This is a genomic window from Pseudocnuella soli, from assembly GCF_004347775.1.
Taxonomy (GTDB): domain Bacteria; phylum Bacteroidota; class Bacteroidia; order Chitinophagales; family Chitinophagaceae; genus Flavisolibacter; species Flavisolibacter aquaticus.
This window is the reverse complement of record NZ_CP037755.1, coordinates 1,204,126-1,229,058: the sequence shown is the minus strand read 5'-3', so window position 1 is coordinate 1,229,058 and position 24,933 is coordinate 1,204,126. Positions and strand designations below refer to the sequence as shown.

The 24,933-nt window shown below is 49.7% G+C and carries 20 protein-coding genes; 8 read left to right on the top strand and 12 right to left on the bottom strand.

From position 1 onward, the window contains the following. Nucleotides 1-163: 163 nt before the first annotated feature. Nucleotides 164-1,291: a metallophosphoesterase gene (locus EPD17_RS05225; RefSeq protein ID WP_240040748.1), complete on the top strand. Its 1,128-nt coding sequence runs from the start codon at nt 164-166 to the stop codon at nt 1,289-1,291. Nucleotides 1,292-1,425: 134 nt separating this feature from the next. Here the strand turns inward: EPD17_RS05225 and EPD17_RS05220 are convergent, their stop codons facing one another. Beyond that, a complete protein-coding gene (locus tag EPD17_RS05220; protein ID WP_132052354.1) occupies nt 1,426-3,369 on the bottom strand; it encodes a M1 family metallopeptidase in 1,944 nt (647 codons plus the stop codon). Nucleotides 3,370-3,539: 170 nt separating this feature from the next. Further along, a complete protein-coding gene (locus tag EPD17_RS05215; RefSeq protein WP_114237320.1) occupies nt 3,540-4,256 on the bottom strand; it encodes a nucleotidyltransferase family protein in 717 nt (238 codons plus the stop codon). Between the two features lie 145 nt (nt 4,257-4,401). Here EPD17_RS05215 and EPD17_RS05210 point away from each other — a divergent pair, with 145 nt between their 5' ends. The 4 genes from EPD17_RS05210 (at nt 4,402) to EPD17_RS19865 (ending at nt 7,285) form a co-directional block, all read left to right on the top strand. Further along, on the top strand, nt 4,402-5,160 hold the full coding sequence (locus EPD17_RS05210; protein ID WP_123893709.1) for a DUF5995 family protein: 759 nt from the start codon (nt 4,402-4,404) through the stop codon (nt 5,158-5,160). Between the two features lie 184 nt (nt 5,161-5,344). Next, nucleotides 5,345-6,295 carry a DUF3078 domain-containing protein gene (locus EPD17_RS05205; RefSeq protein ID WP_132052352.1) on the top strand — a complete coding sequence of 317 codons (951 nt, stop codon included), beginning with the start codon at nt 5,345-5,347 and terminating at the stop codon, nt 6,293-6,295. 112 nt (nt 6,296-6,407) lie between these two features. Next, entirely contained in the window at nt 6,408-7,064 is a 657-nt protein-coding gene (locus tag EPD17_RS05200; RefSeq protein WP_132052350.1) for a phosphatidylserine decarboxylase family protein, read from the top strand. 44 nt (nt 7,065-7,108) lie between these two features. Beyond that, a complete protein-coding gene (locus EPD17_RS19865; protein ID WP_165929529.1) occupies nt 7,109-7,285 on the top strand; it encodes a hypothetical protein in 177 nt (58 codons plus the stop codon). A gap of 543 nt (nt 7,286-7,828) precedes the next feature. Here the strand turns inward: EPD17_RS19865 and EPD17_RS05195 are convergent. Continuing rightward, nucleotides 7,829-8,524: a YjjG family noncanonical pyrimidine nucleotidase gene (locus tag EPD17_RS05195; protein ID WP_132052348.1), complete on the bottom strand. Its 696-nt coding sequence runs from the start codon at nt 8,522-8,524 to the stop codon at nt 7,829-7,831. Nucleotides 8,525-8,722: 198 nt separating this feature from the next. Between EPD17_RS05195 and EPD17_RS05190 the strand changes: the two genes are divergently transcribed. Next, a complete protein-coding gene (locus EPD17_RS05190; protein ID WP_132052346.1) occupies nt 8,723-9,430 on the top strand; it encodes an SDR family oxidoreductase in 708 nt (235 codons plus the stop codon). 655 nt (nt 9,431-10,085) lie between these two features. Here the strand turns inward: EPD17_RS05190 and EPD17_RS05180 are convergent. The 4 genes from EPD17_RS05180 to EPD17_RS05165 form a co-directional block, all read right to left on the bottom strand. Next, entirely contained in the window at nt 10,086-10,790 is a 705-nt protein-coding gene (locus tag EPD17_RS05180) for a response regulator transcription factor (protein WP_114237327.1), read from the bottom strand. Nucleotides 10,791-10,896: 106 nt separating this feature from the next. Then, nucleotides 10,897-11,877: a sensor histidine kinase gene (locus EPD17_RS05175; RefSeq protein WP_132052342.1), complete on the bottom strand. Its 981-nt coding sequence runs from the start codon at nt 11,875-11,877 to the stop codon at nt 10,897-10,899. Between the two features lie 108 nt (nt 11,878-11,985). Further along, entirely contained in the window at nt 11,986-12,462 is a 477-nt protein-coding gene (locus EPD17_RS05170) for a gliding motility lipoprotein GldH (RefSeq protein ID WP_162303935.1), read from the bottom strand. Between the two features lie 206 nt (nt 12,463-12,668). Continuing rightward, nucleotides 12,669-13,547 carry a YicC/YloC family endoribonuclease gene (locus EPD17_RS05165; RefSeq protein WP_132052338.1) on the bottom strand — a complete coding sequence of 293 codons (879 nt, stop codon included), beginning with the start codon at nt 13,545-13,547 and terminating at the stop codon, nt 12,669-12,671. A gap of 389 nt (nt 13,548-13,936) precedes the next feature. On the opposite strand from EPD17_RS05165, the gene EPD17_RS05160 reads away from it, so the two are divergent. Next, nucleotides 13,937-14,881 (top strand): UDP-3-O-(3-hydroxymyristoyl)glucosamine N-acyltransferase, encoded by a 945-nt coding sequence (locus tag EPD17_RS05160; protein WP_132052336.1) that lies wholly within the window; start codon nt 13,937-13,939, stop codon nt 14,879-14,881. A gap of 630 nt (nt 14,882-15,511) precedes the next feature. On the opposite strand, the gene EPD17_RS05155 is transcribed toward EPD17_RS05160, so the two are convergent. The 5 genes from EPD17_RS05155 to EPD17_RS05135 all read right to left on the bottom strand — a co-directional run bounded on the left by EPD17_RS05155 (nt 15,512) and on the right by EPD17_RS05135 (nt 21,420). After that, entirely contained in the window at nt 15,512-16,984 is a 1,473-nt protein-coding gene (locus tag EPD17_RS05155; RefSeq protein WP_132052334.1) for a RapZ C-terminal domain-containing protein, read from the bottom strand. Nucleotides 16,985-17,119: 135 nt separating this feature from the next. Then, the gene (locus EPD17_RS05150) at nt 17,120-18,223 is read right to left on the bottom strand and encodes a hypothetical protein (protein ID WP_240040747.1); all 1,104 of its coding nucleotides are present in this window, start codon (nt 18,221-18,223) and stop codon (nt 17,120-17,122) included. A gap of 44 nt (nt 18,224-18,267) precedes the next feature. Beyond that, on the bottom strand, nt 18,268-19,809 hold the full coding sequence (locus EPD17_RS05145; RefSeq protein ID WP_132052332.1) for a phosphatase PAP2 family protein: 1,542 nt from the start codon (nt 19,807-19,809) through the stop codon (nt 18,268-18,270). Continuing rightward, nucleotides 19,806-20,756 carry a hypothetical protein gene (locus EPD17_RS05140; RefSeq protein WP_204743309.1) on the bottom strand — a complete coding sequence of 317 codons (951 nt, stop codon included), beginning with the start codon at nt 20,754-20,756 and terminating at the stop codon, nt 19,806-19,808. The genes EPD17_RS05145 and EPD17_RS05140 overlap by 4 nt, the downstream gene beginning before the upstream one ends. A 97-nt stretch (nt 20,757-20,853) precedes the next feature. Further along, nucleotides 20,854-21,420, bottom strand: coding sequence for a hypothetical protein (locus EPD17_RS05135; RefSeq protein ID WP_132052330.1), 567 nt, complete (start codon nt 21,418-21,420; stop codon nt 20,854-20,856). 147 nt (nt 21,421-21,567) lie between these two features. On the opposite strand from EPD17_RS05135, the gene EPD17_RS05130 reads away from it, so the two are divergent. Continuing rightward, on the top strand, nt 21,568-24,909 hold the full coding sequence (locus tag EPD17_RS05130; RefSeq protein WP_132052328.1) for a methylmalonyl-CoA mutase family protein: 3,342 nt from the start codon (nt 21,568-21,570) through the stop codon (nt 24,907-24,909). Nucleotides 24,910-24,933: the final 24 nt, after the last annotated feature.

Here is a 24,933-nt window from a genome sequence, read left to right as displayed (position 1 = left end):
ATGGGCAGTGCAACAAGAGCCCTGTTTACCTGCACAATTAAACCTAACTTTTACGCCTTATTGCACCTTGCTGGGTGCATGCAGTACAACAAGAAAAACAAATGCCAGCTATACCGTTGCAAACGGCAACATATTTGGCTGCGCCGCAAACAGACACCAACCATTGGCAACACTGAACTGGCTTCAACGAACGCTGCGCGGCCCCATTGTGTGGGCCACCAACCGCTATGCATCGCGGCCCAACCGGCAGCGCATTTTCGAGTCGCTTTCGAAGTTGTATGCAGCCATTACCGATGGCGAAAAAGGCAAAGGCCCGCTGATTCCGTTTGATGCGGCTTCGGGTAAATTCATCATTTTTTCCGACCAGCACAAAGGCGGTCGCAACGGCGCCGATGATTTTGTGATGAGCGAAACGGTGTACCTGCAGGCCTTGCAACATTACCACGATGAAGGCTATCATTTTATTGGCCTGGGCGATTGCGAAGAGCTTTGGGAAAATACCTGGATGGCGGTAAAAAAAGCGCACAAACCATCGTTCGAGCAGGAAAAAAAATTCATTGATGCGGGCCTGTTTACGAAGGTGTTTGGTAACCACGACCTGCAATGGAAGGAAGATCCATTTGCCCCAATTTTTTTAAAAGAAGTGTACGGTACCAATGTGCCCATTTACGAAGGTGTGGTGCTGCAAACAACCGTTGGCGGGCATCAAATACACTTGTTTTGTACGCATGGCCACCAGGGCGATGAAGTGAGTGATGGAAACTGGTTCTCGAAGTTTTTTGTATCGCGGATATGGGCGCCGCTGCAGGCTTTTGTGCAAATAAACCCCAACACACCGGCCTACGACAACGGCCTGAAAACAACCCATAACCGCCTGATGCAGGAATGGAGTGCTGCGCAAAATGGGCTGCTGCTCATTACCGGCCACACGCACCAACCGGTATTTGAATCCTTAACACATTTGGAGCGGTTGTACCGCAGATTGCTGCTTGCCCGGCAGGCAGCAGATGCGCCGCTGTGCATTGAACTGGAGCAGGAGATACAGCTGCGCAAACAAGAGTATAAAACGGTATCGGATCAATACCTTTCGCTGCAGCCCTGTTATTTCAACACGGGTTGCTGCTGCTTTTCGGATGGTGACATTACGGGGATTGAAATTGCCGACAGCAGCCTGCGCCTGGTGAAGTGGAAAAAAGTAGAAGGGCAAGTGCACCGGCAGGTACTGGAACAAACGCCCCTGGCCGACCTGCTGCTGGCAGTAACCACGCCGGAAGAAAGCAATTGGACCTGAGGGAAGAGTACAGATAAAAGACAACAGATAATAGACGATAGACATTAGATGGCAGATGACAAAATTTTGATTGTACTGTCTTATATCTACTATCTAATGTCTATCGTCTAAAATTTATTGTCTATTGGCTTCTATCAAAATGCCTTTCCGTCCAGCTTATTGTTCTTGCGGTCCATGTCGGGCAGCAATTTATCGGGGTCAACAACTACTTCGCGGAGGCGGCTGGTGGTGTGCACGCCAAAGGTATGCGTGCCGCCGCGTTGCCATACTTCCACCGGCAGGTTGATGCGTTGTTCTTTGCCGTTGCTTTCTTTTACCAAAACCGTTACCGGCATCACCATCTGGCCCACATTTTCCAAAGTAATATTGGCGCCGTTTTCCGGTTTGCCTTCTTCGTAGGTTACTGTTTTCAAAGCAATATCCAACGATGCATTGGAAAACACCCAACTGCGCCAAAACCAGCCCAACTCTTCTCCGGCCACGTTTTCCATAGTGCGGAAAAAATCAAACGGCGTGGGATGCTTATAAGCCCAGCGACGGATGTATTCGCGGAAAGCGGCATCAAAACGTTCGGGGCCGAGCACTGCGTTGCGCAACGTACTGAGCATCACCGCAGGTTTTTCGTACGCCACCATACCAATGGCTTCCTGCTGCGCCACATCGGGAGTAGTAAACAGCGGATCCAGGTTTTTACTAAAAAGATATTTGTTCAGCTCATCGCCGAAATAAGAAAAGCCTGCAAACTCGCCTTTGTTGAATGCCTTTGTAGAAAGCCCGTTGATGAACGTATTGAAACCTTCATCCATCCAGGCATATTTACGTTCGTTGGTGCCTACAATCATGGGGAACCAAATGTGTCCAAACTCGTGGTCGGTAACGCCCCACAGGTCGGCGCCGCTGCTTTCATACGAGCAAAACACGATGCCCGGGTATTCCATGCCACCCACAATGCCCGCCACATTTACGGCTACACCATACGGATACTCGTACCACATTTTGGAGTAATGTTCAATGGATGCTTTTACAAACTCGGTGCTGCGCTGCCAGCCATTGCGCCGAATACTTTCCGCAGGGTAAGCACTCATGGCCAGGGCTTTTTTACCCGATGGCAAATTGATGCGTGCAGCATCCCACACAAACGCTTTGGACGCAGCCCATGCAGCATCGCGTGTATTTTCGATGCGGAAGCGCCAGGTAGTGTTGCCGCCAGCCGGCCGCGATGAGCGGTCGGTTACTTCCCGCTCGGTGCGGAGCATTACGGTTTTATCGCTGTTGCGGGCCTCCTGCAAGCGGTTTAGCTGTACCGGCGTCAGCGCTTCTTTTTCATTGATCAATTCGCCGGAGCCTACTACAATCAGTTCGGAGGGTGCGGTTACGCTGTATTCAATAGTGCCGTATTCTAGGAAAAACTCGCCAGCACCTATGTACGGCAGCGTGTTCCAGCCCTGGATGTCGTCGTATACACACATGCGGGGAAACCATTGCGCCACTTCGTACACGGTGCCGTTCTTGGTATCGAGCCGGCCCATGCGGTCGGTGCCATATTGCGGCACTACAAACTCGTAGCCAATTACCAGCTTTGCCTTTTTGCCACTGCCTTTCAACACTTCATCCAGCCACACCTGCATGCGGGTGTCGGTGATGTTGTATTTGGGCGTAAACTTTTTGCCTTCTACTTCGGCCGTGATGGATTTGATCACCTGACCGTCGGTGTAATTGGCATTGGCCCAGCGGCCGCCCTGCTGCGTGGTGGTAGCCGATGCACGGGAGTCCTTTTTATAAATATTCTGATCCAGTTGCAGCCACAAAAAGCGCAGTTCGTCGGGGCTGTTGTTGGTATAGGTAAGCGTTACCTCGCCGGATACTTTGTGCTGCTCGGTATTGAGGGTTACGGCAATGTTGTAGTCGGCCACATTTTGCCAGTACGCCGGGCCGGGCTGGCCACTTGCGCTGCGGTACTGGTTGCCGGTATTGGGGTAAAAAATAGGGCTAAATGCTTCGCGGTGGTCATAAGCCTGCTGTGCAGCGGCGTTTATGCCCATAACGGCGGCAAACGCCCAGAGAAAAAATTGCTTCATGTGTGGAGTAGTAAACGTATTGGGTAAAGGAACGAAAACCGGTGCAAATGGAATGCAAAGGTTGAGCCCGAGTACGATTGAACCACGGAGACACGAAGGGCACTAAGGTTCACAAAGGATTTTCTTTGTGCTGCTTGGTGTTCTTTGTGTCTCCGTGGTTCAAAAAACCTTTAAGCAAACAAGCTTTCCGCAACAGCCACGCTTTCAGGTTTGCCCACATCAACCAGGGCGCCACCGCTATGATCAAAGGAAATGATCTTATGCGCAGTGGCCAGCGACAGGTACACATCAATCAGCGAAAACTTGCCGGTGTGTTGCATCCAACTAAATATTTCGGGCTGAAACACGGCAATGCCGCTGTATGCTTTTTGGCGCAGTACTTCTTTATGCACCGGCAGCTTTTCGGCGCCGGTGGCCGTGTTACGCCAGCCGCATAGGCGGTCGTCTTCATCAAACAACAGGTACCGCGATGTGCTACGATCGGTTGTTGCCAATGTAACTAATGCGTTTTGCTCCTTGTGGTGTTCGATCATAGCGCCCAGGTCCAGGTTCGTGAGTATATCCACATTAATGGTTACAAACGGTTCGCTGCCCTGCAACAGCGACTGCGCATGCAGCAGGCCGCCGCCGGTTTCCAGTACGTCGTTACGTTCATCCGAAATACAGATGTTGCTGCCCCAGCCACCGGCTTCTGCAACGGCCTGTTCTATCTGGTTGGCAAAATGGTGCACGTTTACCACCACATCACTGATGCCCCACTGTTGCAGGTACGCCACGTTGCGTTGTAACAGGCTTTTGCCATTCACCACGGCCAGTGCCTTGGGGTGTTCGTCGGTCCATGGTTTAAAGCGGGTGCCTAAGCCCGCCGCAAAGATCATTGCCTGCATGTTGTATAAAAATTAGAGGAGTGCAAGATATGGCTTCGCAAAAGGCAAAAGCCCGGCCAGCAGTAAGCATACAACACAAACAGTATTTAAACCGGCTGCCCAATGCCTGTTGCATTACCGGCAGGTGCGCATTACCTTTCCCCTCATGCCTCCAGCCAAAAACATCGCCGAAGTAATTGCCCAACTCGAAGAGATCGTTGCGTGGTGCGTACAGCACCAATCGCGGCAAGGATATTTTGCCGCCCTGTATCACCGCACCACCGTGGCCGTGCAACAAGGCATTAATAAGGGTTTGTTTGCCGATGGCCCACGGATGGATAAGTTGGATACCATTTTTGCCAACTTATACGTGCAGGCATGGCATTGCTACAATCACGGCAAGCCCTGCTCGCAAAGCTGGCAAACCGCCTTTGATGCCTGCAAGCAAAACAATCTGGCCGTTATCCAGCACATGCTGCTGGGTGTAAATACACACATCAACCTGGACCTCGCTATTGCCGCAGCGCAAATGGCGCCGGGCAGCGCTATTGAAGGCATGCATGGAGATTTTGTAAAAATCAACGAAGTGATTGCATCACTGGTAGGCACCATGTACGACCGCTTGTGCCGCATATGGTTGCCGCTGCGCATGCTGGGGCGCATCACACAAAACAGCCACGAAGCCGTGGTTAATTTCAGTATTGTAAAGGCAAGGGAAGCATCCTGGGCCAATGCGCTGCTGCTGGCTTATGCCGGCGACAATGCAGCACGGGATCAGTGTATTGATGTTATTGACCACACGGTTACCAAGGTGGCAGGCGGCATCATCTGGCCGGGCCGCTACACGTCATTTTTATTAAAAACAGTGCAATGGATGGAGCCCAAACAACCCGGCGATATCATTCAATTGTTGCAGGCAAATTGATGCAGCTATAACAAGCGGAAGTTATTGCGTTAGGCTATTAAAAACCGGCCGTTGCATCGTATGTTTTTAGATCTATCAAAATGTGTTTGTAGCTGTATCCAATACTCCATGCAAAAAGGCTTGTTACAGCAAAACTTATCTTTGCCCCCAAACACCATTTCTTTTTCACCCAAAACAAAACCAAATGAACAGGCTGCTCCTGATCCTGATGCTGATGTGCTCCACCGCAATTTTTGCCCAGGATTCCACCGTAAAAAGGCTGCGCGACGAAACATCAAAAGCCGTAAAACGATTTGAACAGGACACGGTAGAACAAAAGTGGAAACGCGGCCTCACCTACAACCTGGCCGTAACGCAGGGTTCGCTCAACAACTGGGCTGCCGGCGGCGACGATTTCAGCCTCTCAGCCACATCGGTGCTCAACATGTTTGCGTTTTACAAAAGGGGCCGCAACAGTTGGGACAACATGCTTGATTTTAATTTGGGCTATGTAAAAACCTCTTCGCTGGGCGAACGCAAAAACGACGACCGCCTCGATTTTTTATCTAAATACGGTTACTCGGTTTCCGATAAATGGAGCATCGGCGGGTTGTTCAACTTCCGGTCGCAACTGTTCAATGGCTACACGTTCAACACCGACGATGATCCTACCCTTTCCTCCGCGTTTTTATCGCCGGCTTATATCACCGTAAGCCTCGGTGCCGATTTTAAACCTGCCCCCAACCTGTCCATTTTTATTTCGCCCATCACCTCGCGTTGGGTAGTGGTGCGCAACGATTCACTTTCGGCAAAAGGCCTGTACGGCGTGGATCCGGGTAAAACATCGAGCCTGGAGTTGGGTGCATTTTTGACCGCCAATTACATTAAAGAAATCAGCAAATCGGTTTCGTATCGCGGTCGCCTCGACCTGTTTTCGAACTACCGCCACAACCCGAAAAACGTGGACCTGTTTATGACCAACGTGTGGGCGCTGAAGCTAACCAATGTGCTTTCGTTTACCTGGAACCTTGACCTGATTTACGATGACGATGTACGCATATTTGGCGCTGAAAGCAACAAGCCTGCTCTGCAGGTAAAATCGCTGCTGGGCGCCGGCCTTCTTGTAAGAACCAGCAATATCAGGGCGCCCAAATAAAGCAGAAAACAGCGCTGGAATAACATCATTTAAAGCGGCGTTGAGGGCTGCGCCCAACTTTCAGCACGGCGCTGGCCACTATTCCCTTAGTTTTGCGCCCTATTTTCGCAATATGAAAATTCATAAGGAAGGGTATAACAGCATTATTGTAGCATTCATTGTTTTTGCCATCATCAATGTGCTGGCCTTTTATTTTCTGGCCTCGTATTCAACGGTATTGGGCTGGCTCATTTTTGTGGCCACGTTCATCCTGCTGATGTTCATTGTTTCGTTTTTCCGCATTCCAAAACGCGACCACCACCAGGGCGAATCTTCGATTGTAGCGCCCTGCGACGGCACCGTGGTGGTGATTGAAGAAGTGGAGCCCGATGAGTATTTTAAAGAAAAACGCCTGCAGCTTTCCATATTTATGAGCCCGCTGAACGTGCATGTAAACCGCAACCCGGTGAGCGGCGAAGTGCTGTACAGCCAATACCACAAGGGCAAATACCTGGTTGCCTGGCATCCTAAGTCTTCTACCGACAACGAACGCCACTCGGTGGTGTACCGCAGCGGCAACCGTGAGGTGCTGGTAAAACAAATTGCCGGTGCACTGGCGAAGCGTATTGTAAACTACCTGAAGCCCGGCGATGTGGTGGAGCAAGGCAGCGAAATGGGCTTTATCAAGTTTGGTTCAAGGGTAGACCTGTTACTGCCGTTGGACACCAACATTACCGTAAAGCTCAACCAGAAGGTGCAGGGCGGCGTAACCGTTTTGGGTACGTGGTAAACAGGAGGCCGCTATTTGCGGTAACTTGTTGAAAACACCCAGCCATGAAAAAGTTTGTACTGTTTGCAGCAGCAGGACTGCTCACAACCGCCTCCATTGTGTATGCATCGGTGAATGGCACCAAGAAAGAAGCAACGGCTAAAAAGGAAGTACAGAAAGAATTAAAAAAAGGAAACTGCAACGGGATGTATAAAAAATCGAAATGCAGCAGATATGCTTAAAAAGATAAAGCCTCCGGATGGAGGCTTTTTTTGTGAAAACAGATGAACAGATGAACAGAGGAACAAGGAACAGAGGAATGATGAAGTTGAATGATGAATTATTGATTATGGATTATTAATTATTGGGTTGCGGTGCGGTGAACTATTACAGCGTTATATTTTTGGGCGTAGCCCAAACCCGTTGGTAGCAACACAATCAACATCATTTTAATTTTCCCGTTGATCGTAGATCAACCCTGTAAAATCGATGTTTATTTATAGAGTAATTCGGAGCACGGGTTTGGGCTACGCCCAAAATGATATCATCAATTGATTTTATCGCTACCAACAGGTGTGGGCTATGCCCACATTTTAATTTTGTTTATAGCCGCCTTCGCTTTGAAGTATGGGATTGCGCCATTATTGAACCGCCTCACCAAATCATTACTCATCATTCATAATTCCCAAACCATTGGCTGTTCCGATTCTACATTCGTCATTCCTTGTTCCTTGTTCGTTATTCTTTCCCATCTTCTTCTGTTCCTTGTTCATCTGTTCGACATTTCACAAGATCCTTTCCAGTTCCTCCAAATGAAAAATGGTATAGGTTGCCACCGGGTCTTTTTCCTGCGAAATATGATTGACATAAACGCTGTCCATGCCCACCGATGCGGCACCCGCAATATCGATATCGGGGCCGTCGCCAATCATCAGGCTTTCAGCAACGTTGGCGCCGGCTTTGCTCATGGCGTATTGAAAAATTTCCGGCCGGGGCTTTAAACTGTTGGAACCTTCGGATGTGATGACATGCTGGAAAAAAGCGGTGAGGCCGCAATTCTGCAATTTACCCAACTGCACTTCTTCAAACCCGTTGGTGATGATGTGCATGGTGTAACCTTTAGCTTTAAGATAGTTCAGCACCTCCATTGTGTGCGGAAACAAAAGGGTGCGGGTGGGCAGCATTTGTAAAAACAGCTTGCTCATTTCCTTCGCCAGCGCTTCGTCTGCAATCTTAAAATCGAGCAGCGACAGCCACATGCGTTTCAGGCGCAGTTCATCCTGTTTGATCTTTCCGAGCCGATAGCGGTTCCACAGCGTTTCGTTGTGCGCTAGGTAATTCTTATAAAAAGCCTCAAAATCGTGCACGCCTTTATTGTGCAGTTGCAGCTCGTGGTGCAGGTGTTCCAACGTGGCACGGGCATTGGCGTCAAAATCCCACAGGGTATGATCCAGGTCGAAGAACAAGTGGCGGTACTTCATGGGCCGCAAGTTAAGGAGAGTTGGCAGTGTGGAGTTGATAGTTGGTAGTTGGTGGTTGGCAGGAAAATAATTTTGATAACTACATTTTTCTACAACCAGTAGAAACAATATTCCATAAACACCGACTACAGACTCTCTACTCTTAACTCCCAACTGTCAACTCCCAACTCCACTCGCCTTCCCTTTATCTTTGCCCACATGAACATTGTGATCACTGGTGCATCGCGTGGGTTGGGCCGGGCTATTGCCGAAGCTTTTGCGCAGGACAAGCAAGGCCACACGCTGATTCTAACGGCACGCAACAAAGAATACCTGGAAACTTTTTCCCGTGAGTTGCAGGGGCGCTTTCCACGTACCCGCATTTTGGCGCAAGCTGCCGACCTGTCCGATAAAGAAGCAACGGTAGCACTGGGCCAATGGATACTGCACCGGGTGCCACAGATTGATGTGCTGGTAAATAATGCGGGCTCGTTCGTGCCCGGCAATGTGGGCGATGAACCCGATGGTGCACTGGAAACCATGATGGCGGTAAACCTGTACAGCGCTTACCACCTTACCCGGACGCTGCTGCCTTCCATGAAGGCAGCCCGGAGCGGGCATATTTTCAATATGTGTTCCATTGCTTCGCTAAAGGCTTACCCTAACGGTGGGGCTTATAGCATTTCCAAATTTGCGTTGCTGGGGTTTTCTAAAAACCTGCGGGAAGAATTAAAAGAGCATGGCATTAAAGTAACGGCTGTAATGCCCGGCGCCGTGTATACCGACTCTTGGGCCGGCAGCGATGTGCCGCAAAGCCGCATCATGGAAGCGAAAGACATTGCCTTGCTGGTGTACCAGGCAGCGCATCTTTCGCCTCAGGCTACAGTGGAGGAGATTGTGGTGCGGCCACAGTTGGGTGATTTGTAGATTGCGTTTTTACTAAATGCGGATTTGTAATTACAGTGTTTGCAAATAGCATGAACTTTTTGTTTTGAATATTGAAGCCGCAAGGATTGTAGTCCTTGTGGCTTTTTTGTTTCGCCTATTTATGCTTTTATATTCAGGTGTGGGTTCTCGCATTTGCCATGCTGAGCACAGCGAAGCATCTGAGTGTTGTGGTTGCAAAATTTGATGCTGAAAGCGTGGGCTTACTTTCTCTTCCAAATAGGTGCTGGTGCAGGCTCAGATCCTTCACTGCGCTCAGGATGACAGGGGCAATTAGCGTGATTAATAGGCAAAGAGTGGTAAAACGAAAGGAAAAATTCTATTGATAGTGTATGCCACTTATTGTAATCAGTGTCTGTCATGCCGAACTTGTTTCGGCATCTCCTTCGAATGCGGAGTTCTAAAGTAGCGCAGGATATGCCCACATTCGTCGGTATGACATTACCCTAAAGAGAATAGCTTACTACAGGTGCATAGATAAAAGCCGAATAACGATACAGAACGTACAAGTGTGCGACGCAACAGGTGCAGCATAGCAATACTACAGCTGGTTACAAAAATAGCTTCCATCTCTTGAAGAGATGGAAGCTTTCAATTTTATAATAGGCCTACGCCTCACCAGCGAATAGGCAAATACTTACTCCGTGTATTTATACCCCACGCCCCTCACCGAATGAAAGTATTTGGGGTTGCGGCTGTCCGACTCGAAGTATTTGCGGAAATTGAGGATGAAATTATCGATCGTGCGGGTGGTAGGATAAACGTTGTAGCCCCACACCGATTGCAGGATCTTTTCGCGGGGCACCACTTCGTTTTTGTTTTCGATGAGCAGCTTCAGCAGCATCGCTTCTTTCTTGCTCAGCTGCAGCTTTTCGCCGCTGGCTGTTTGGGCTTCCTGCGCTTTAAAATCGATGGTATTGCCGCCAAACGAATACGTGTCGCCAACGCTGGATTTTTCCTGGATCTTTTTGTTTTTGTTGATCAGTTTTTGAATGCGCAACATCAGCTCTTCCAGGTCGAAGGGCTTGGTGAGGTAATCGTCGGCACCGCGTTTCAGTCCCAACACTTTATCGGCCGATGTGCTTTTGGCGCTTAAGATCAGGATGGGCACTTCGTTGTTGGTGAGCCGGATGTTTTGCGTAGCCGAAATACCGTCCATCTCGGGCAACATCACATCCATGATGATGAGGTCGAAATATTCGTTGTGCACGGCCTTCATGGCAGCGGCGCCGTCAAACGCCGATGTTACCTCGTAGCCTTCCAGCTCCAGGTTCATCTTCAGGGTTTCGTGCAGGTTTTCTTCGTCTTCTACCAGCAGTATGGAGTATTGCTTTTGTTCCATTGATTGCGCTTTATTGAACCACCAAGACACGAAGGGCACGGAGTAACACGAAGAATGTACTTAGTGAAACTTGGTGTTCTTCGTGTCTTAGTGGTTCAAACTTATTTTAAAACTGAACTATAAAAATACTGCCTGTGGGCACACCATCCGCAATGCGGATTTGGGCGCCGTGGTCCTGCGCTATTTTGCGGCACAGCCACAGCCCCAGGCCGGTGCCTTTAGCCTTGCGGGTTTGTTCGTTGCCAATGCGGTAGAACTTTTCAAACACATGGCTTTTTTCCGCCTCCGGTATGCCTTCTCCTTCATCGATCACTTGTAGCTGTGCACCGGCGGGGGTGCTATCGAGTTGTACTTCAATGGCGCTGGCCTTTGGCGAATACTTGTGCGCATTTTCGAGCAGGTTGCTCACCAGCAGGTTCAGCAGCACGGCATCGCCGTTGATGGTTACGTTTTCCTGTAGTTGCACGGCCACCTGCCGGTCGGGGTAGCGGGCCTGGAAACCTCCAACCACTTCCGAAACCAGCGCCGAAAAATCAACGGGCTCGTGCTGCATTTTATATGCATTTGCTTCGAGCTGCGACGACAATAAAATGTTGTTGATAAGGGTATCGAGGCGCAGGTTTTCCTGCAGGGTCATGCGCAGCAGCCGCGACCGTTTGTCTTCGGGCAACTGGTGCTTTTGCATGGTTTCGAGGTTGAGGCGGGAAACAGCGATGGGCGTTTTTAGTTCGTGGGTAACGGCCATCATAAAATTTTGCTGCTGCTGTTGCAATCGAAACTGCCGCTGCACGGAGCGGTAAATAAATGCAGCGCCAAATACAATCAGTCCAAAAAAAGTAACGCCTTCGCTTTGGTGCTTCCAGGTGTCGCGGCGGGTGCCATCTTCGATCAGGAACAAGCGCCGGTTGTATTCGGCCGGAGCGGTTTGCTGCAACCCTTCGATGGCTGCTTTTTGCAGCACATACATTTCCTGGTTTTGCAGCTCCAGCGAATAATACCACCAATAGAGCGCCGCAAAAATATACAGGAGCAGCACCCAGTAAATGATGGTTACCCGCCGTAGTTTTTTTCTGTGCACATCAGTCATGTAGATTTACGATTTTGGATGTACGATTGACGATTTCAGGTTAATAGCCAATATTGATAAACTAGGGCTCAACAATCTAAAATCCGAAATCGTAATTCGTCAATCGCCCTATTGTTTCCGCTCAATGCGCAGCCCCACGTTGTAGCTGGCCTGCAGCGGGTCTTCACGCATCAGTTGGGCAATGGTAAATGTGTAGGTGCCGCTCTTTTTAAAATAAAAATCACCAGACTCCGGCGTCAGGCCAATACGGTGCTCATACAGATCATCAAGGCCCGAAGCCAGCCAGCCTTTTTCGTTGGTGGCCAGCGGCAGTTCGTATTGAACGGAGGATACGGCGCTGCTATCCGGCGCCTGGATGCCGAGGCGCAACCACAGGTTGTTGTAATTGTATTTTTCCGAATGCCGGAAAATAACATATACCCGGTACGGTGTGGCCGTGTCGGTGATGTTGAAAGTAAATTTAGGCTGGTAATTGCCCGCCCACTGGTGGCCCGGTATGGACACCACTTTTTCGTACAGGTTGCCCGTAGTGCACGATAGCAACACCAGGCATATTGCGGCAAAAAAAATAAAGCGCTTGTTCAAGAAGATATTTTTTGCAAAAATGGGAAATAAGACGGAAGTAAGTGAAGTCGGAAAAGACAGAAAAGACGGGAAAGTCAGTAAAGAAATGTACCTGGTTGGCAATTGCTTTATCAGAAGGAACATGCTAATTGCGACATGCTAAACGCTGCGTTCAATCAGCCCCGTCTTTTCTGTCTTTACTGTCTTTCCCGACTTTCCTAACTTCTCTACATCACATTCAACACCTGCTCCTTTGCTTTTTCCAGTTCGTCTTTCATCAGCACCACGGCTTTTTGAATTTGCGAATCGTAAGCCTTTGAGCCGGTGGTATTTATTTCGCGGCCAATTTCCTGCAGAATGAACGACAACTTCTTGCCTTTCGATTCAGCATTGTCCTCGTTCATTACCGTAATAAAATAATCGCAGTGGTTGTTGAGGCGCACCTGCTCTTCCGAAATATCGATCTTCTCAATGTAATAGATCAACTCCTGCTCCAAACGGTTGTCGTCGTATGCATCTTTGCCCACTTTTTCTTCCAGCAGCCGGGTCAGGTTTTCGCGGATCTTTGTTTGGCGCAGCGGCGCCAATTCGGTTACCACTGCCTGTTGTTTGCGGATGTTTTCAATGCGCAGTTCCAAGTCAGCTTTTAGGGAGCGGCCTTCATCCAGGCGGTGCTCGTTTAAGTTGGCAATGGCGGTTTGCATCATTTGTTCAAACTGCGCCCACTCGGTTTCGGTCAGCGTTTCGCTGGTAGGCGTAATCACTTCGGGCAGCTTTACCAGTGTGCTTAAAATGGTAGATGCATCGAGGTTCAGTTCCTTGGCCAGTTCGGCCAGCGGGTAATAGTATGTTTTGGCCAGCCCGGTGTTGATGGTTACGGGTTTGGCGTTGCCTGTTTCTTTTAGGTTGATGCTGCAATCAACCGTGCCCCGGCCCAATCCCTCCGACAGCAACCTGCGTATGTCGAACTCAAAAGGCTTCAGGAATGCGGGCATTTTTAATTGCAGGTCAAACTGCTTTCCGTTGAGCGATTTGATATCGATTAAAAAGGTTTTGTCGCCTACCGAATGCTCTGCACGTCCAAAGCCGGTCATTGATTTTAGCATGTACCTAAGTTTATTTGTGTGGGGTAAAGTTATTCCAAATAAGGTGGATAAATAGGCATTGCAGGTGCTCCGTTTACTGCAAAGAAAAAGCCTCGCTGATGCGAGGCTAATATGTAGATGGGTTAGTAAGTACAGGAATTAAAAAATTCCTAACACAATATTAAAAAGATTTTTTCCGAACTAAAAAAAATTAATGCAGTTTTTATACACATTTTTTTATTTACTGCTGATATGTGCATGCATCATACACCAGCATAACATCAAACAATGCACAAAGCAGATGATGCAGTTGCAATAATTGAAACGCTTTTACTTCATCAATGGTTGCCTGCCCGCTCTTTTTAAGTGTACAAAATGCGGGCTGCGTACCTTCGCAAAAATTATTGCGTATGCGCTTTGCACAACCTGTGCCCGTTACCCAAATTGCCGCACTGATTGGTGCGCAACTCATCGGCAACACCGAAGGTGCAGCCACCGGCATCAACGAAATACACCGCGTGGAAGCGGGCGACCTTGCATTTGTAGATCATCCGAAATATTACCAGAAATGTATTGAGTCTGCAGCGTCCTTTATCATCATCAACCAGGAGGCAGAGTTCCCGCCCCACAAGGCTTTGCTGCTGGTAGACCAACCATTCGAAGCGTACTTAAAAATCGTCAGTCACTATCAACCTTTCAGGCCTGTGCAGGCCCCTGTAGGCAGTGGATCAAGCATTGCACCAGACGCCGTTGTGATGCACGGTGCAGTGATCGGCAACAATGTAAGCATCGGCAGCAATTCTGTTATTCATCCCAACGCTGTGATCATGGACCACAGCATCATTGGCAACAACGTGGTGATACAGGCAGGCACCATCATTGGGTCGGATGCATTTTACTACAATAAAAAAACGGCCCGCCCCGTGCATTACAAAAAAATGCAGAGCTGCGGCCGCGTGGTGATTGAAGATGATGTGGAAATTGGCGCCAACTGCACCATTGATCGTGGTGTAACATCGGACACCATTATTGGTGCCGGCACCCGCATCGATAACCTAGTGCATGTGGGCCACGATGTGGTGATGGGTAAGAACTGTTTGATTGCTGCGCAGGTGGGCATTGCCGGTGCTACTATTTTGGAAGATGAAGTGATCCTGTGGGGACAGGTAGGCGTCAATAAAACGATCACAATTGGTAAAGGTGTAGAGGTGTTGGGACAAAGCGGCATCACCAAATCATTGCCCGCAGGCAACGGAAAATATTTTGGCACTCCTGCCGACCTGGCGATGAACAAAAACCGCGAATCGGTTTGGCTGAAGCGCCTGCCGCTGTTGTGGGAGAAGATTATGAAGTAATGGGGTGGGATGATGGATGATTGATGATAGATGATGGTAGGGAATTGAGAGTTCACAGTTGATAGTTGGCAGACTGGGGTTTTAGGTTGGTGCGTCCGTGGTTTGTGGGTTGCAGTGAGTTTTTGTTTCAAAATTTATTGAGCAAATCATAGCATCGTTCAGCTGCACCCAACCGTCATTGCGAGGCGCAGTAGTGTTATTGTAGTTGGATAAATCTGGTGCGCCGAAGCAATCTCCAATTATTCAGTAAGTAAATGAATTGCCGTCTATATTTAAACGATGTTTCATCAAAGTCAACCTCGCATAAAGATCAGTTCAACAAAAAATTGATTGGGCCAACGAAAAGGCGGAACAAATTATTTTGTTCCGCCTTTTCGTTGAAAGTATAGTTGAGCAAATCATACTTGACGTTTTGGGCTACTACGCATTTACAATAATGGCAAGAACATGATGCCAGATTTCGATAATTAGTTCTTATATGTTGGGGATTGCTTCGGCGCACAAGATGCAGCAAACTAAATGACCTCCGCTGCGCCTCGCAATGACGTACTGCACTTACAACAATAAGCAAAAGCACACCACTATTAACTACCAACTGTCAACTGGCAACTTCCTACTCCATCATCCCTCCTATCCCTCCACTCCATACCGCTCATTTTTCCACCCTTTATGCTCCTGTTCGCGGTGAAACAACTCCACTTTTATTCCATATTTATTTTTTAAATGCTTAGCCAGTGCATCGGCGGCATATACGCTGCGGTGCTGTCCGCCGGTGCAGCCAAAGCTCACGGTAAGGCTCGTAAAGCCGCGGCGGATATAATCTTCCACCGAAATATCAACTATGTCAAAAACAGAGTTTAAAAAGTCCTGCATGCGGGTTTGGCGCTCCAGGTAATCCATCACCACTTTATCGCGGCCATGAACGGTTTTATATTGCTCGTGGCGACCGGGGTTGTCAATACCGCGACAATCAAACACAAAGCCGCCACCATTGCCGCAGGTATCTTCGGGCAGGCCTTTTTTATACGAAAACGAACCCACCTGCACCACCAGCGGCGTATCCTCGCTGGCCTGTATGGGTGTGAAATGCTCGATCACTTCATCGGCGGTACACAGGTCCAGCACTTTCCTGAACTCGGCAAGCATGATGCCCATGCTGTTATGCTCCACAAACCACCGCAGGTTTTTCAGCGCCAGCGGAATGGAAGTAAGGAAATGCGCTTTACGTTCAAACAAGCCGCGGAAGCCATACGCACCCAACACCTGCAGCAGTCGTATCAACACATAACCATTGTACTGGCTTTGAAAAACGGCGCGGTCCAAAGGTTTGCCAATGGTTGCCTCAAATGCATCCATATAATCATGCAGCAGGCGGTCTTTCCATTCGTCGGGGAGGTTGGCTTTTGCCTGCCAAATAAGGGAAGCCACATCGTATTGCGGTGCGCCTTTCATGCCGCCCTGGTAGTCGATAAAATGCACCGACCCGTCGGGCTGCACCTGTATATTGCGGCTTTGAAAGTCGCGGAACATAAAGTACTTGTACTCCGTATGAGTAAGGTAGTTGCTCAGCGCTTCAAAATCATCAATCAGGTTTTGCTTATCGTATGGCTTGCGCAGCGCATCCAGAAAGTAAAATTTAAAATACAGCAGGTCGGCCATGATAGCCTGTTTGCCAAACTCCTTGTTGGTAAGGCAGCGGTCGTAGTCCAGCCCATCGTCGCCGGTTACCTGCAGGTGCGCCAGCGCCTTCAGGCTGTTTTTAAACAGCTCGTAGGAGGCTTCATTATAGCCTTGCTGCTCCAGTATTTCTAGCAGCGAAGTGTCGCCCACATCCTGTTGCAGGTACAGGTTTTTTTCGTCGCTTACGGCCAGCACACGAGGCACCGGCAGTCCTTTGGCGGTAAAATGTTCGGAGAAATAAATAAAGGTTTCGTTTTCCCGCACATTGGGCCCCGAGGTGGCAATCACGGTCTCGCCATCTTCGCCATGCAGGCGAAAATAGCGGCGGTCGCTACCCGATTCCGGCAACACATCCACCTGTTTAGGGGCTTGCCCTTTCCACTGCTGGTACAATTCCGAAATGGCGTCAATCAATTGCTGCATGCCGCAAATGTAGCACTCACAAAGAATAAGGGTTGAGCAGAAAGAAAAAGGGTTGAGCAGATTGCCTCCTGTAGGTATTTTATCCATACCATGCAGGTAACAACAGCCCAACCCTTGTTGCTATTCTCGTTTAGATCAGAACTTCACCGAAAAGCCGAGGTTCAACACCCAGTCGGCAAATGCGGCATCGCCCTGGCGAAATACGCCGGTTTTGGCAGTAGCCTCTTTATCAGTTACGCTTTGTGTGCGGTTGCGTTCCACAGCAAAAGGTGCAGTCAGGAAAAAGTTCATCTTCTTAACCATGTAATTCACGCCGGGCTCCACCGAAACAATGTATCCGGGCCTGCGAAAGCCTTCGCTGCCGCCCACCAGGTCTTTTACCGGGATGCCTTCAAGGCGGCCACCCAACAGCACCGATACGCCGTTTAATTTGCCCCCCAGGCTATAATTGGCACCCAGCCTTGCCATGTACTGGTCGGGCACACTCATGATGCTTTCGTTGGCAAGCGATGCGTTGAGTGTTTCGCGGTAGGTACGTACTCCATTTACTTCGCGTGGGTTAACCATGTAAAACAACGTCGTGTACAGGCCAGCCCGTTCGTTGAAATTATAAAAGCCATTCAACTCCGTGATTAACGCTGTGCCGCCATCGCCTAATTGAATCGACTGATCCACCGGACGCAGTTCAGGTGTTTTATTTGGGCCAACATTTTGAAAATAATCCTGGTAGTTCTCTTCGCCGGTTGGCAGTTTCAAACCCAGGCCCAGTTGAATATTTCCTTTTTTACTTTTTGCCGGATCCAGCATCCAGTGGTAGCCCACAATGCGCATATCACCGAGGCCGTAAGAGCCCGAGCGGTGGCGTTCGGCACGGCCATGCTCGTACAGCGAAGAGCGGCTGTTGCCCAGCAGCGGCATGCCCACCACCATCGACCAGCGGTTGTTGAACACACGAACCAGCGACAGGTCGAGGGTATGCTGCCAGTTGATCACTTCAGTGTTTTGCACCAGTCGTTCTTTCTGTTCTTCGCGGCCTTTAAAATGGCGGAACGATTTAAAATAACGGTAGTTGGTATTGAGTTGCCAGCCCCTAGTTTCTTCTTCGATGTGCGACAACTTGGTACAAACCGTACCGGTGCCGCGTATAGCCACACAACCCTGCGCCAGTGCGCTTTTAGGCGTTATTGAAATGCCGGCAACTGCTGCGGCAAGCATGTATTTGATAAAAGTATTGTTCATGTTGGTGTTCGTTTGTTGTAATGATTTTGTTTACCAAGGAAGGATCAATCTGCGCCATCGGCACGGGCACGGGAGATGGCAATTTTGCCAATAGTGTTGCCCATTTCCAGGCCCACTTCGCAATCGCTGCGGTAGTGGATGCCGCCATACAACCGCGACATGGATGCTTCATCTGCCATGCTTTTAAAGCCGGCTGCCTGAGCGGGCAGCAGGTATGATAAAAATGTAGATGCGGCTCCGCTGAACGTAGAATGGCCCGAAGTAAATGAAGGGAAATTGGGCACGCCGGTCAGTGTTTTAATCGACGGATCAACCTGCGATGGACGTGGGTTGAAATAAGTGAATTTTGCATCCCAGCAGCAAATGGCTGCATCCATCATGGCCAGGTTGAGCAAGGCCAGGTTTCGGGCCCAGCGTACCTCGCTATAACGCTCCTTTACAAAGGCTTCGGCAGCAATGGCGTTCCAGTGGCCCGGCGGTGTGTAGGTGCCTACACCATCGGCCCAAAACTGCACGATGCGGATGCGTTCGGGGGTCGCATTTTCGGTGTAGTATTTTACTTCTTCCAGTTCTTTTTTAAACTGCGCCGAGTGCACCGATGGCGGCGCTGCCGGCCGGCCGTTGATCACCATCATCGAGTCCATCAGGAACGATTTGGTTTTACCAAAAAGCGGCAGCATGGGTGGGCGCTTTGGTGCATCAATGCTGATCCACGGCGTTTCGCCTTTGGCAATGGCATCTGTAGCCATTTGGTCCCATTGCGTTTTGTTGCCACCGGCAGTACCGGCACGGTCGGTGCGGGCACGGGCCACAAATTTTTGCGCAATCATTTTACCCAAAGCCTCGCCGGCTTCCAGCTCGCTGCGGGTGTTCATGCCGGCCAAAATGCGCGACAGCTTGTGTTCTGTAGCCAGCCGCTGTACATAGGCCTGCTCGGTAGGAAACAGCAGTTTCAACAATTCGGCCGACACACCGGCAATCACGGCATCTTCCGATGGGTAAGTGGACAGTTCCGAAACCGGCAACAGGGTCTTTATACCGGCATCGGCCTTGTGTGGCGCGGCTTGTTTGTACAGGTTTTTGTAATGCCATGCCGCTACCAGCGCATCGTATTGGGCGGCCGATACATAAGCATAGGCGCGGGCCGCATAAGGAGGGCTGGCAAACGGGAAAATGGGATATGCAAAAGGGTTGGCTGCATTGGGCACGGGATAAGTACCATCGGCGTTTTGATATGGCGGCAGGTTGTATTTGGCCACCAGCGTACGCATGATCTCGTTCCAGCGCAGCACACCGCCGGCACCCCAGTACTGGATCGATGCTTTTTGCTCGCCGGTTAGTTTTTGCTGCCAGCTTTTTATTTCATTCAGTTCGGCAATGTAGCCAGGGCTGTTGGCGGCCTGCGGTGCGGGCAAACTTACTTCATCGGCCTTGGTCAGCAGCAGTGGCTTCCAGGTACCAGCCTGGATATCGATGTTGGCTGGTGCCAGTGCGGGAAACGATTCAGAGCGGTCTTCCGGCGTTTTGTTGCATGCAAGAAATAACAGTGCGCAGGCACCTATAAAAAAGGATAACGAATGTTTCATGGTGTTTGGCTTGTTTTGGTTACTGCTGCTTTTTTCCCAAAGTTGAAAATGTAAAATGCGCCGGCATAGTAAGCGGTGGCCTGGCCCATGTTGCGGCCTGCCACGGCATGTGTGCCACCGGCAGTAAGCGTAACCCATTTCAGCCAGCCCGGTTCGTACCGAAGGCTCAGGCCTACATTGGTTAGATTCATCCGGTTGCTTGGGAAAGGCATGTCATTTCTCCTGATGTCGAAACCGCCGAGGGTGGTGGTGCGGTCGGCGGTGGCTTCAACAATAAGCTGGCGGCCGCGGTACCCGGTGCGCAGGTTAGCGTACCACATATCGGGCATTTCTACTTCGTTGGTGTAGTGCATTTCGGTGGTATAATACGCGGTGCGGGCAATGTCTACATTGTTGCGCAGGTGGTACGAAGCAGAACCGGTGATGAAAAATTTTCCGCGTTGATAATCGGCCAGGCCCCGCACAAAAGCAGCGCGGCTGTGCAGGCCAATGGACATGGGCAAAAAGTCAGGCGTATAATTGCTCAACGGCGCTGAAACACCAGCCAGTGCAAACAAGGAAAAAGCCTGCTTTTCACCTTTGTGCTGAAATGCATTCCATTTAGCAGCCAGCATGCCATCCTGAAATCCTTTTTGTCCCTGCAGTGTTCCGGCTGATGCTTTGGTAAAAACATAAGGCACAGCAAACAGCAGGTTTACTTTATTGCTGATGCCGTAGTTGCCCATCAGGGCTACACTTTGCGTGGTAATGGTGCCGATGTTTTCGTTGGTGCGTTTGAGCGTTCCTTCCCAATAGTGATCCCAGGAATTGTGGCTGTACTGAAATCCTACGCATAGTTGCTTTTTGTTCATGGTCAGCGCATCCAGGTCGGTTTGGGCCTGGCCGGCGCTCCAAAAAAAGCAACACGCAGCTGCAAGCAGGAGCCTGCCAGCGTTATTGCATCTCATAAAAAAAGTTATTGTGGTGGTTCGTTGAAATGAATACCCTAGTAGCACATAAGCCATTGGGTAAAATGTACCATGTGTGGATTGAAATGTAATGTGCTTAACAACGAACCTCGGGCGGCTGGCCTATTACTGTTAGTGCTGGTTGCGGTATCAGGGATTGATCAAAAAAATGCTGTATTGGCGTTGGCGCGGAAAGCTGCGGAATGCGCCACAACATGCATTGGTCGTCAAAATCGGACAGTGCCGGTTTGGAAAATTTAATGGTGCTGCCGGCTGCTCCTTTTTTACCAGTACCATCGGCCTGGAATGAATTGGCCAACTCAAAAAATCGGTCGCGGGCCGATTCAATTTTGGATTGCTGTTTATTGGGCAGGCATTGCAAATGGATTTGCCCATCTAGCACTTTGCGCTGTACATACTGGTAGGTTACGCCGTCCAATTCAATTTCGCCACGCACCTGTTCCCAATCGGTCCAGTCCATTTGATACGGCAGCGACAGCGGTACTGTGATGGTAATGAGTTCGGATGCATCATATTGTTCCCCATCCACTGCGGCAATCAGCGCCGTTGTAGCGCGGTGTTCTGCCCAGTTGAACAGCAGGCGGTATCCTGCAATATTAAAAAGGAGCAGGCCCAGGAAAAATATGGCGGCAAATCGTTTCAAGCAGGGCTCAAATTAACATTTTTTAACAAACCCGGGTATTTATATCCCATTTTATTTTAAGACCAACCCAGTCCCCAAAATGCTGCACTATTGCCCTCTCCTATTCTGCTGTACCTTTGGCCTCAACGCTTGCTTTTTAATTACATTATGAGTTACCAACCCGAAAACAAGATTCGTTTAGTTACGGCCGCATCCCTGTTCGATGGGCACGATGCCGCCATCAATATTATGCGCCGCATTTTGCAATCGAAGGGCGCCGAGATCATTCACCTGGGCCACAACCGTTCGGTGCACGAAATAGTGGAATGCGCTATTGAAGAAGATGTGCAGGGCATTGCTATCACCTCCTACCAGGGCGGCCACGTGGAGTTTTTTAAATACATGAAAGAGCTGCTGGACGAAGCGGGCTGCGGCCACATCAAAATATTTGGCGGCGGCGGCGGCACCATTTTGCCACAGGAAATAAAAGAGCTGCACGATTACGGCATCACCCGCATTTACAGCCCCGATGATGGCAGGAAACTGGGGCTGGAAGGGATGATTGAAGACGTGTTGAAACAATGTGACACGAGCCTGAACGGCAACGGTGTTTATACCAAACCCATGAACCTGGGCGAAGTAAAAGATGTGCGGCAGATAGCGCGGCAAATAACTAATGCCGAAAACGGTGTGGTCAATAAAGTTGATCTGCCCACCGAAAAAACGATACCCGTCCTCGGCATTACCGGTACCGGTGGCGCAGGCAAATCATCGGTTACCGACGAACTGGTGCGCCGGTTTTTGAATGCGTTTGGGGATAAAACCATCGCCGTTATTTCGGTAGATCCATCGAAGAAAAAAACCGGCGGTGCGCTGCTCGGCGATCGCATCCGCATGAACAGCATTTCATCGCCACGGGCTTATATGCGGTCGCTGGCTACGCGGGATGATAACACAGCACTAAGTTCGGCCGTGCAGGATGCATTGAATATTTGCAAAGCAGCCGCGTTTGATTTCATCATATTGGAATCGGCTGGTGTGGGCCAAAGCGATGCATCCATCTTGGATTATTGCGATGTTAGTTTGTATGTAATGACGCCGGAATACGGTGCGGCATCACAGCTCGAAAAGATCAACATGCTCGATTATGCCGATGTAGTAGCCATTAATAAATTTGATAAAGCCGGCGCACTGGATGCACTGGCCGATGTGCGGAAGCAATACAAACGCAACCACCAGTTGTGGACGGCAAAGGACGATGAACTCCCCATCGTGGGCACCATCGCCGCACAGTTCAACGATGCGGGTGTAAACGAGCTGTTTGAAAAACTGATGGCCGCCGTGCAAACCAAAACAGGCACCGGTTTCGGCGCCATTGAATTGCACCAGCATACAAAAGATACCACCAGCAAATCGCAGATCATTCCGCCCAAACGGGTTCGTTATTTGAGCGAAATAGCCGACACCAACCGGGCATATGATAAATGGGTAACAGACCAATGCGCGGTTGCGTCAAAGCTGTATCAAATCAATGGTGTAATACAAGAGATGCCAGCTCTTAAAGAGATGGAATCTCTGAAACTTGCTTTTGAAGAAAAACTGCATCCGCAATGCCGTAAGCTTATTGAGCAATGGCGGCAGGTTGTAAAAAAATACAACGCCGATTTTTTTGAATACCAGGTGCGTGATAAAGTGATCCGCCAACCGCTGACCACCACTTCGCTGAGCGGCACCCGCATCCCGAAAGTTGTTTTGCCCCGTTACAAAGACTGGGGCGATATACTGCGCTGGCAATTGCAGGAAGGTTTGCCTGGCGAGTTTCCGTACACTGCTGGTGTGTTTGAACTAAAGCGCCAAGGCGAAGACCCCACCCGCATGTTTGCCGGTGAAGGCGGCCCCGAACGCACCAACAAACGCTTCCATTATGTATCGGAAGGGCAGCCTGCAAAGCGCCTCTCCACTGCATTTGACAGCGTAACACTCTATGGTGAAGACCCTGCACACCGCCCCGATATTTACGGCAAAGTAGGCAACAGCGGTGTGAGCATTGCTACCGTTGACGATGCAAAAAAATTATACAGCGGTTTTGATCTGTGCGATCCGAAAACATCGGTGTCGATGACTATTAATGGGCCGGCGCCCATGCTGCTGGCGTTTTTTATGAATGCGGCCATCGACCAGCAATGCGAGAAATATATTGAACAAAATGGACTGTGGAGCGAAGTAGAAACATTTGCAAAAACAAAATACCAGCACGGAAATGCGCCCCAATATTACAATCCTGCAGCACCGGAACGCCTACCCAATGGCAACAACGGGCTGGGCTTGAAACTGCTTGGCCTCAGTGGCGATGAAGTGCTGCCTGCCGATGTGTATGCGCAATGTAAACAAACCGCCTTGCAACAGGTACGCGGCACGGTGCAGGCCGATATTTTAAAAGAAGACCAGGCACAAAACACCTGCATCTTCAGTACCGAGTTTGCTTTGAAACTAATGGGCGATGTGCAGGAATATTTTATTCAAAACGCCGTACGCAATTTTTACTCAGTTTCTATTTCGGGATATCATATTGCGGAGGCAGGCGCCAACCCCATTACGCAGCTTGCATTTACACTGGCCAACGGTTTTACTTATGTAGAATATTACCTGAGCCGCGGCATGCACATCGACGATTTTGCGCCAAACCTTTCGTTCTTTTTCTCCAACGGAATGGACCCCGAGTACAGCGTGATCGGCCGTGTGGCCCGCCGCATTTGGGCCAAAGCCATGAAAGAAAAATACGGCGCCAACGACCGCAGCCAGAAGCTGAAATACCATATCCAAACCAGTGGCCGATCGTTGCATGCACAGGAAATTGATTTCAACGACATACGTACCACGCTGCAGGCACTGTATGCCATTTACGACAACTGCAACAGCCTGCACACCAACGCATACGACGAGGCCATTACCACGCCAACCGAGGAAAGCGTACGCCGCGCCATGGCCATTCAACTGATCATCAACCGCGAGTTGGGTTCGGCAAAAACAGAGAACTTTATTCAGGGCTCTTTTGCCATTGAAGAACTGACCGAACTGGTGGAAGAAGCAGTGTTGCAGGAGTTTGACCGCATAACCGAAAGGGGCGGTGTGCTGGGCGCCATGGAACGCATGTACCAGCGCAACAAAATACAGGAAGAAAGCCTGCATTACGAGCACCTGAAACATACCGGCGAACTGCCGCTAATCGGTGTAAATACATTTTTAAACAAAGCCGGAAGTCCTACGATTTTACCTGCTGAAGTGATCCGCGCAACAAGGGAAGAAAAAGAGCTGCAGATCGAAAACCTGCACGCCTTCTGGAAACGCAATGAAGACAAAAGCGAAGCAGCGCTGAAGCAATTAAAAGAAGTGGCCATCAACAATGGCAACCTGTTTACCGAACTGATGGAAACGGTGAAATATTGCTCGCTGGGACAGATTACCCATGCATTGTACGAAGTGGGCGGACAGTACCGCAGAAGCATGTAGTAAACGAATACGTGTTCTTATATA

Coding starts and splice junctions, on each gene's coding strand:
- EPD17_RS05220 (WP_132052354.1), bottom strand. CDS start 3,369: ATGAAGCAATTTTTTCTCTGGGCGTTTGCCGCCGTTATGGGCATAAAC.
- EPD17_RS05215 (WP_114237320.1), bottom strand. CDS start 4,256: ATGCAGGCAATGATCTTTGCGGCGGGCTTAGGCACCCGCTTTAAACCA.
- EPD17_RS05210 (WP_123893709.1), top strand. CDS start 4,402: ATGCCTCCAGCCAAAAACATCGCCGAAGTAATTGCCCAACTCGAAGAG.
- EPD17_RS05205 (WP_132052352.1), top strand. CDS start 5,345: ATGAACAGGCTGCTCCTGATCCTGATGCTGATGTGCTCCACCGCAATT.
- EPD17_RS05200 (WP_132052350.1), top strand. CDS start 6,408: ATGAAAATTCATAAGGAAGGGTATAACAGCATTATTGTAGCATTCATT.
- EPD17_RS19865 (WP_165929529.1), top strand. CDS start 7,109: ATGAAAAAGTTTGTACTGTTTGCAGCAGCAGGACTGCTCACAACCGCC.
- EPD17_RS05195 (WP_132052348.1), bottom strand. CDS start 8,524: ATGAAGTACCGCCACTTGTTCTTCGACCTGGATCATACCCTGTGGGAT.
- EPD17_RS05190 (WP_132052346.1), top strand. CDS start 8,723: ATGAACATTGTGATCACTGGTGCATCGCGTGGGTTGGGCCGGGCTATT.
- EPD17_RS05180 (WP_114237327.1), bottom strand. CDS start 10,790: ATGGAACAAAAGCAATACTCCATACTGCTGGTAGAAGACGAAGAAAAC.
- EPD17_RS05175 (WP_132052342.1), bottom strand. CDS start 11,877: ATGACTGATGTGCACAGAAAAAAACTACGGCGGGTAACCATCATTTAC.
- EPD17_RS05165 (WP_132052338.1), bottom strand. CDS start 13,547: ATGCTAAAATCAATGACCGGCTTTGGACGTGCAGAGCATTCGGTAGGC.
- EPD17_RS05160 (WP_132052336.1), top strand. CDS start 13,937: ATGCGCTTTGCACAACCTGTGCCCGTTACCCAAATTGCCGCACTGATT.
- EPD17_RS05155 (WP_132052334.1), bottom strand. CDS start 16,984: ATGCAGCAATTGATTGACGCCATTTCGGAATTGTACCAGCAGTGGAAA.
- EPD17_RS05150 (WP_240040747.1), bottom strand. CDS start 18,223: ATGAACAATACTTTTATCAAATACATGCTTGCCGCAGCAGTTGCCGGC.
- EPD17_RS05145 (WP_132052332.1), bottom strand. CDS start 19,809: ATGAAACATTCGTTATCCTTTTTTATAGGTGCCTGCGCACTGTTATTT.
- EPD17_RS05140 (WP_204743309.1), bottom strand. CDS start 20,756: ATGAGATGCAATAACGCTGGCAGGCTCCTGCTTGCAGCTGCGTGTTGC.
- EPD17_RS05130 (WP_132052328.1), top strand. CDS start 21,568: ATGAGTTACCAACCCGAAAACAAGATTCGTTTAGTTACGGCCGCATCC.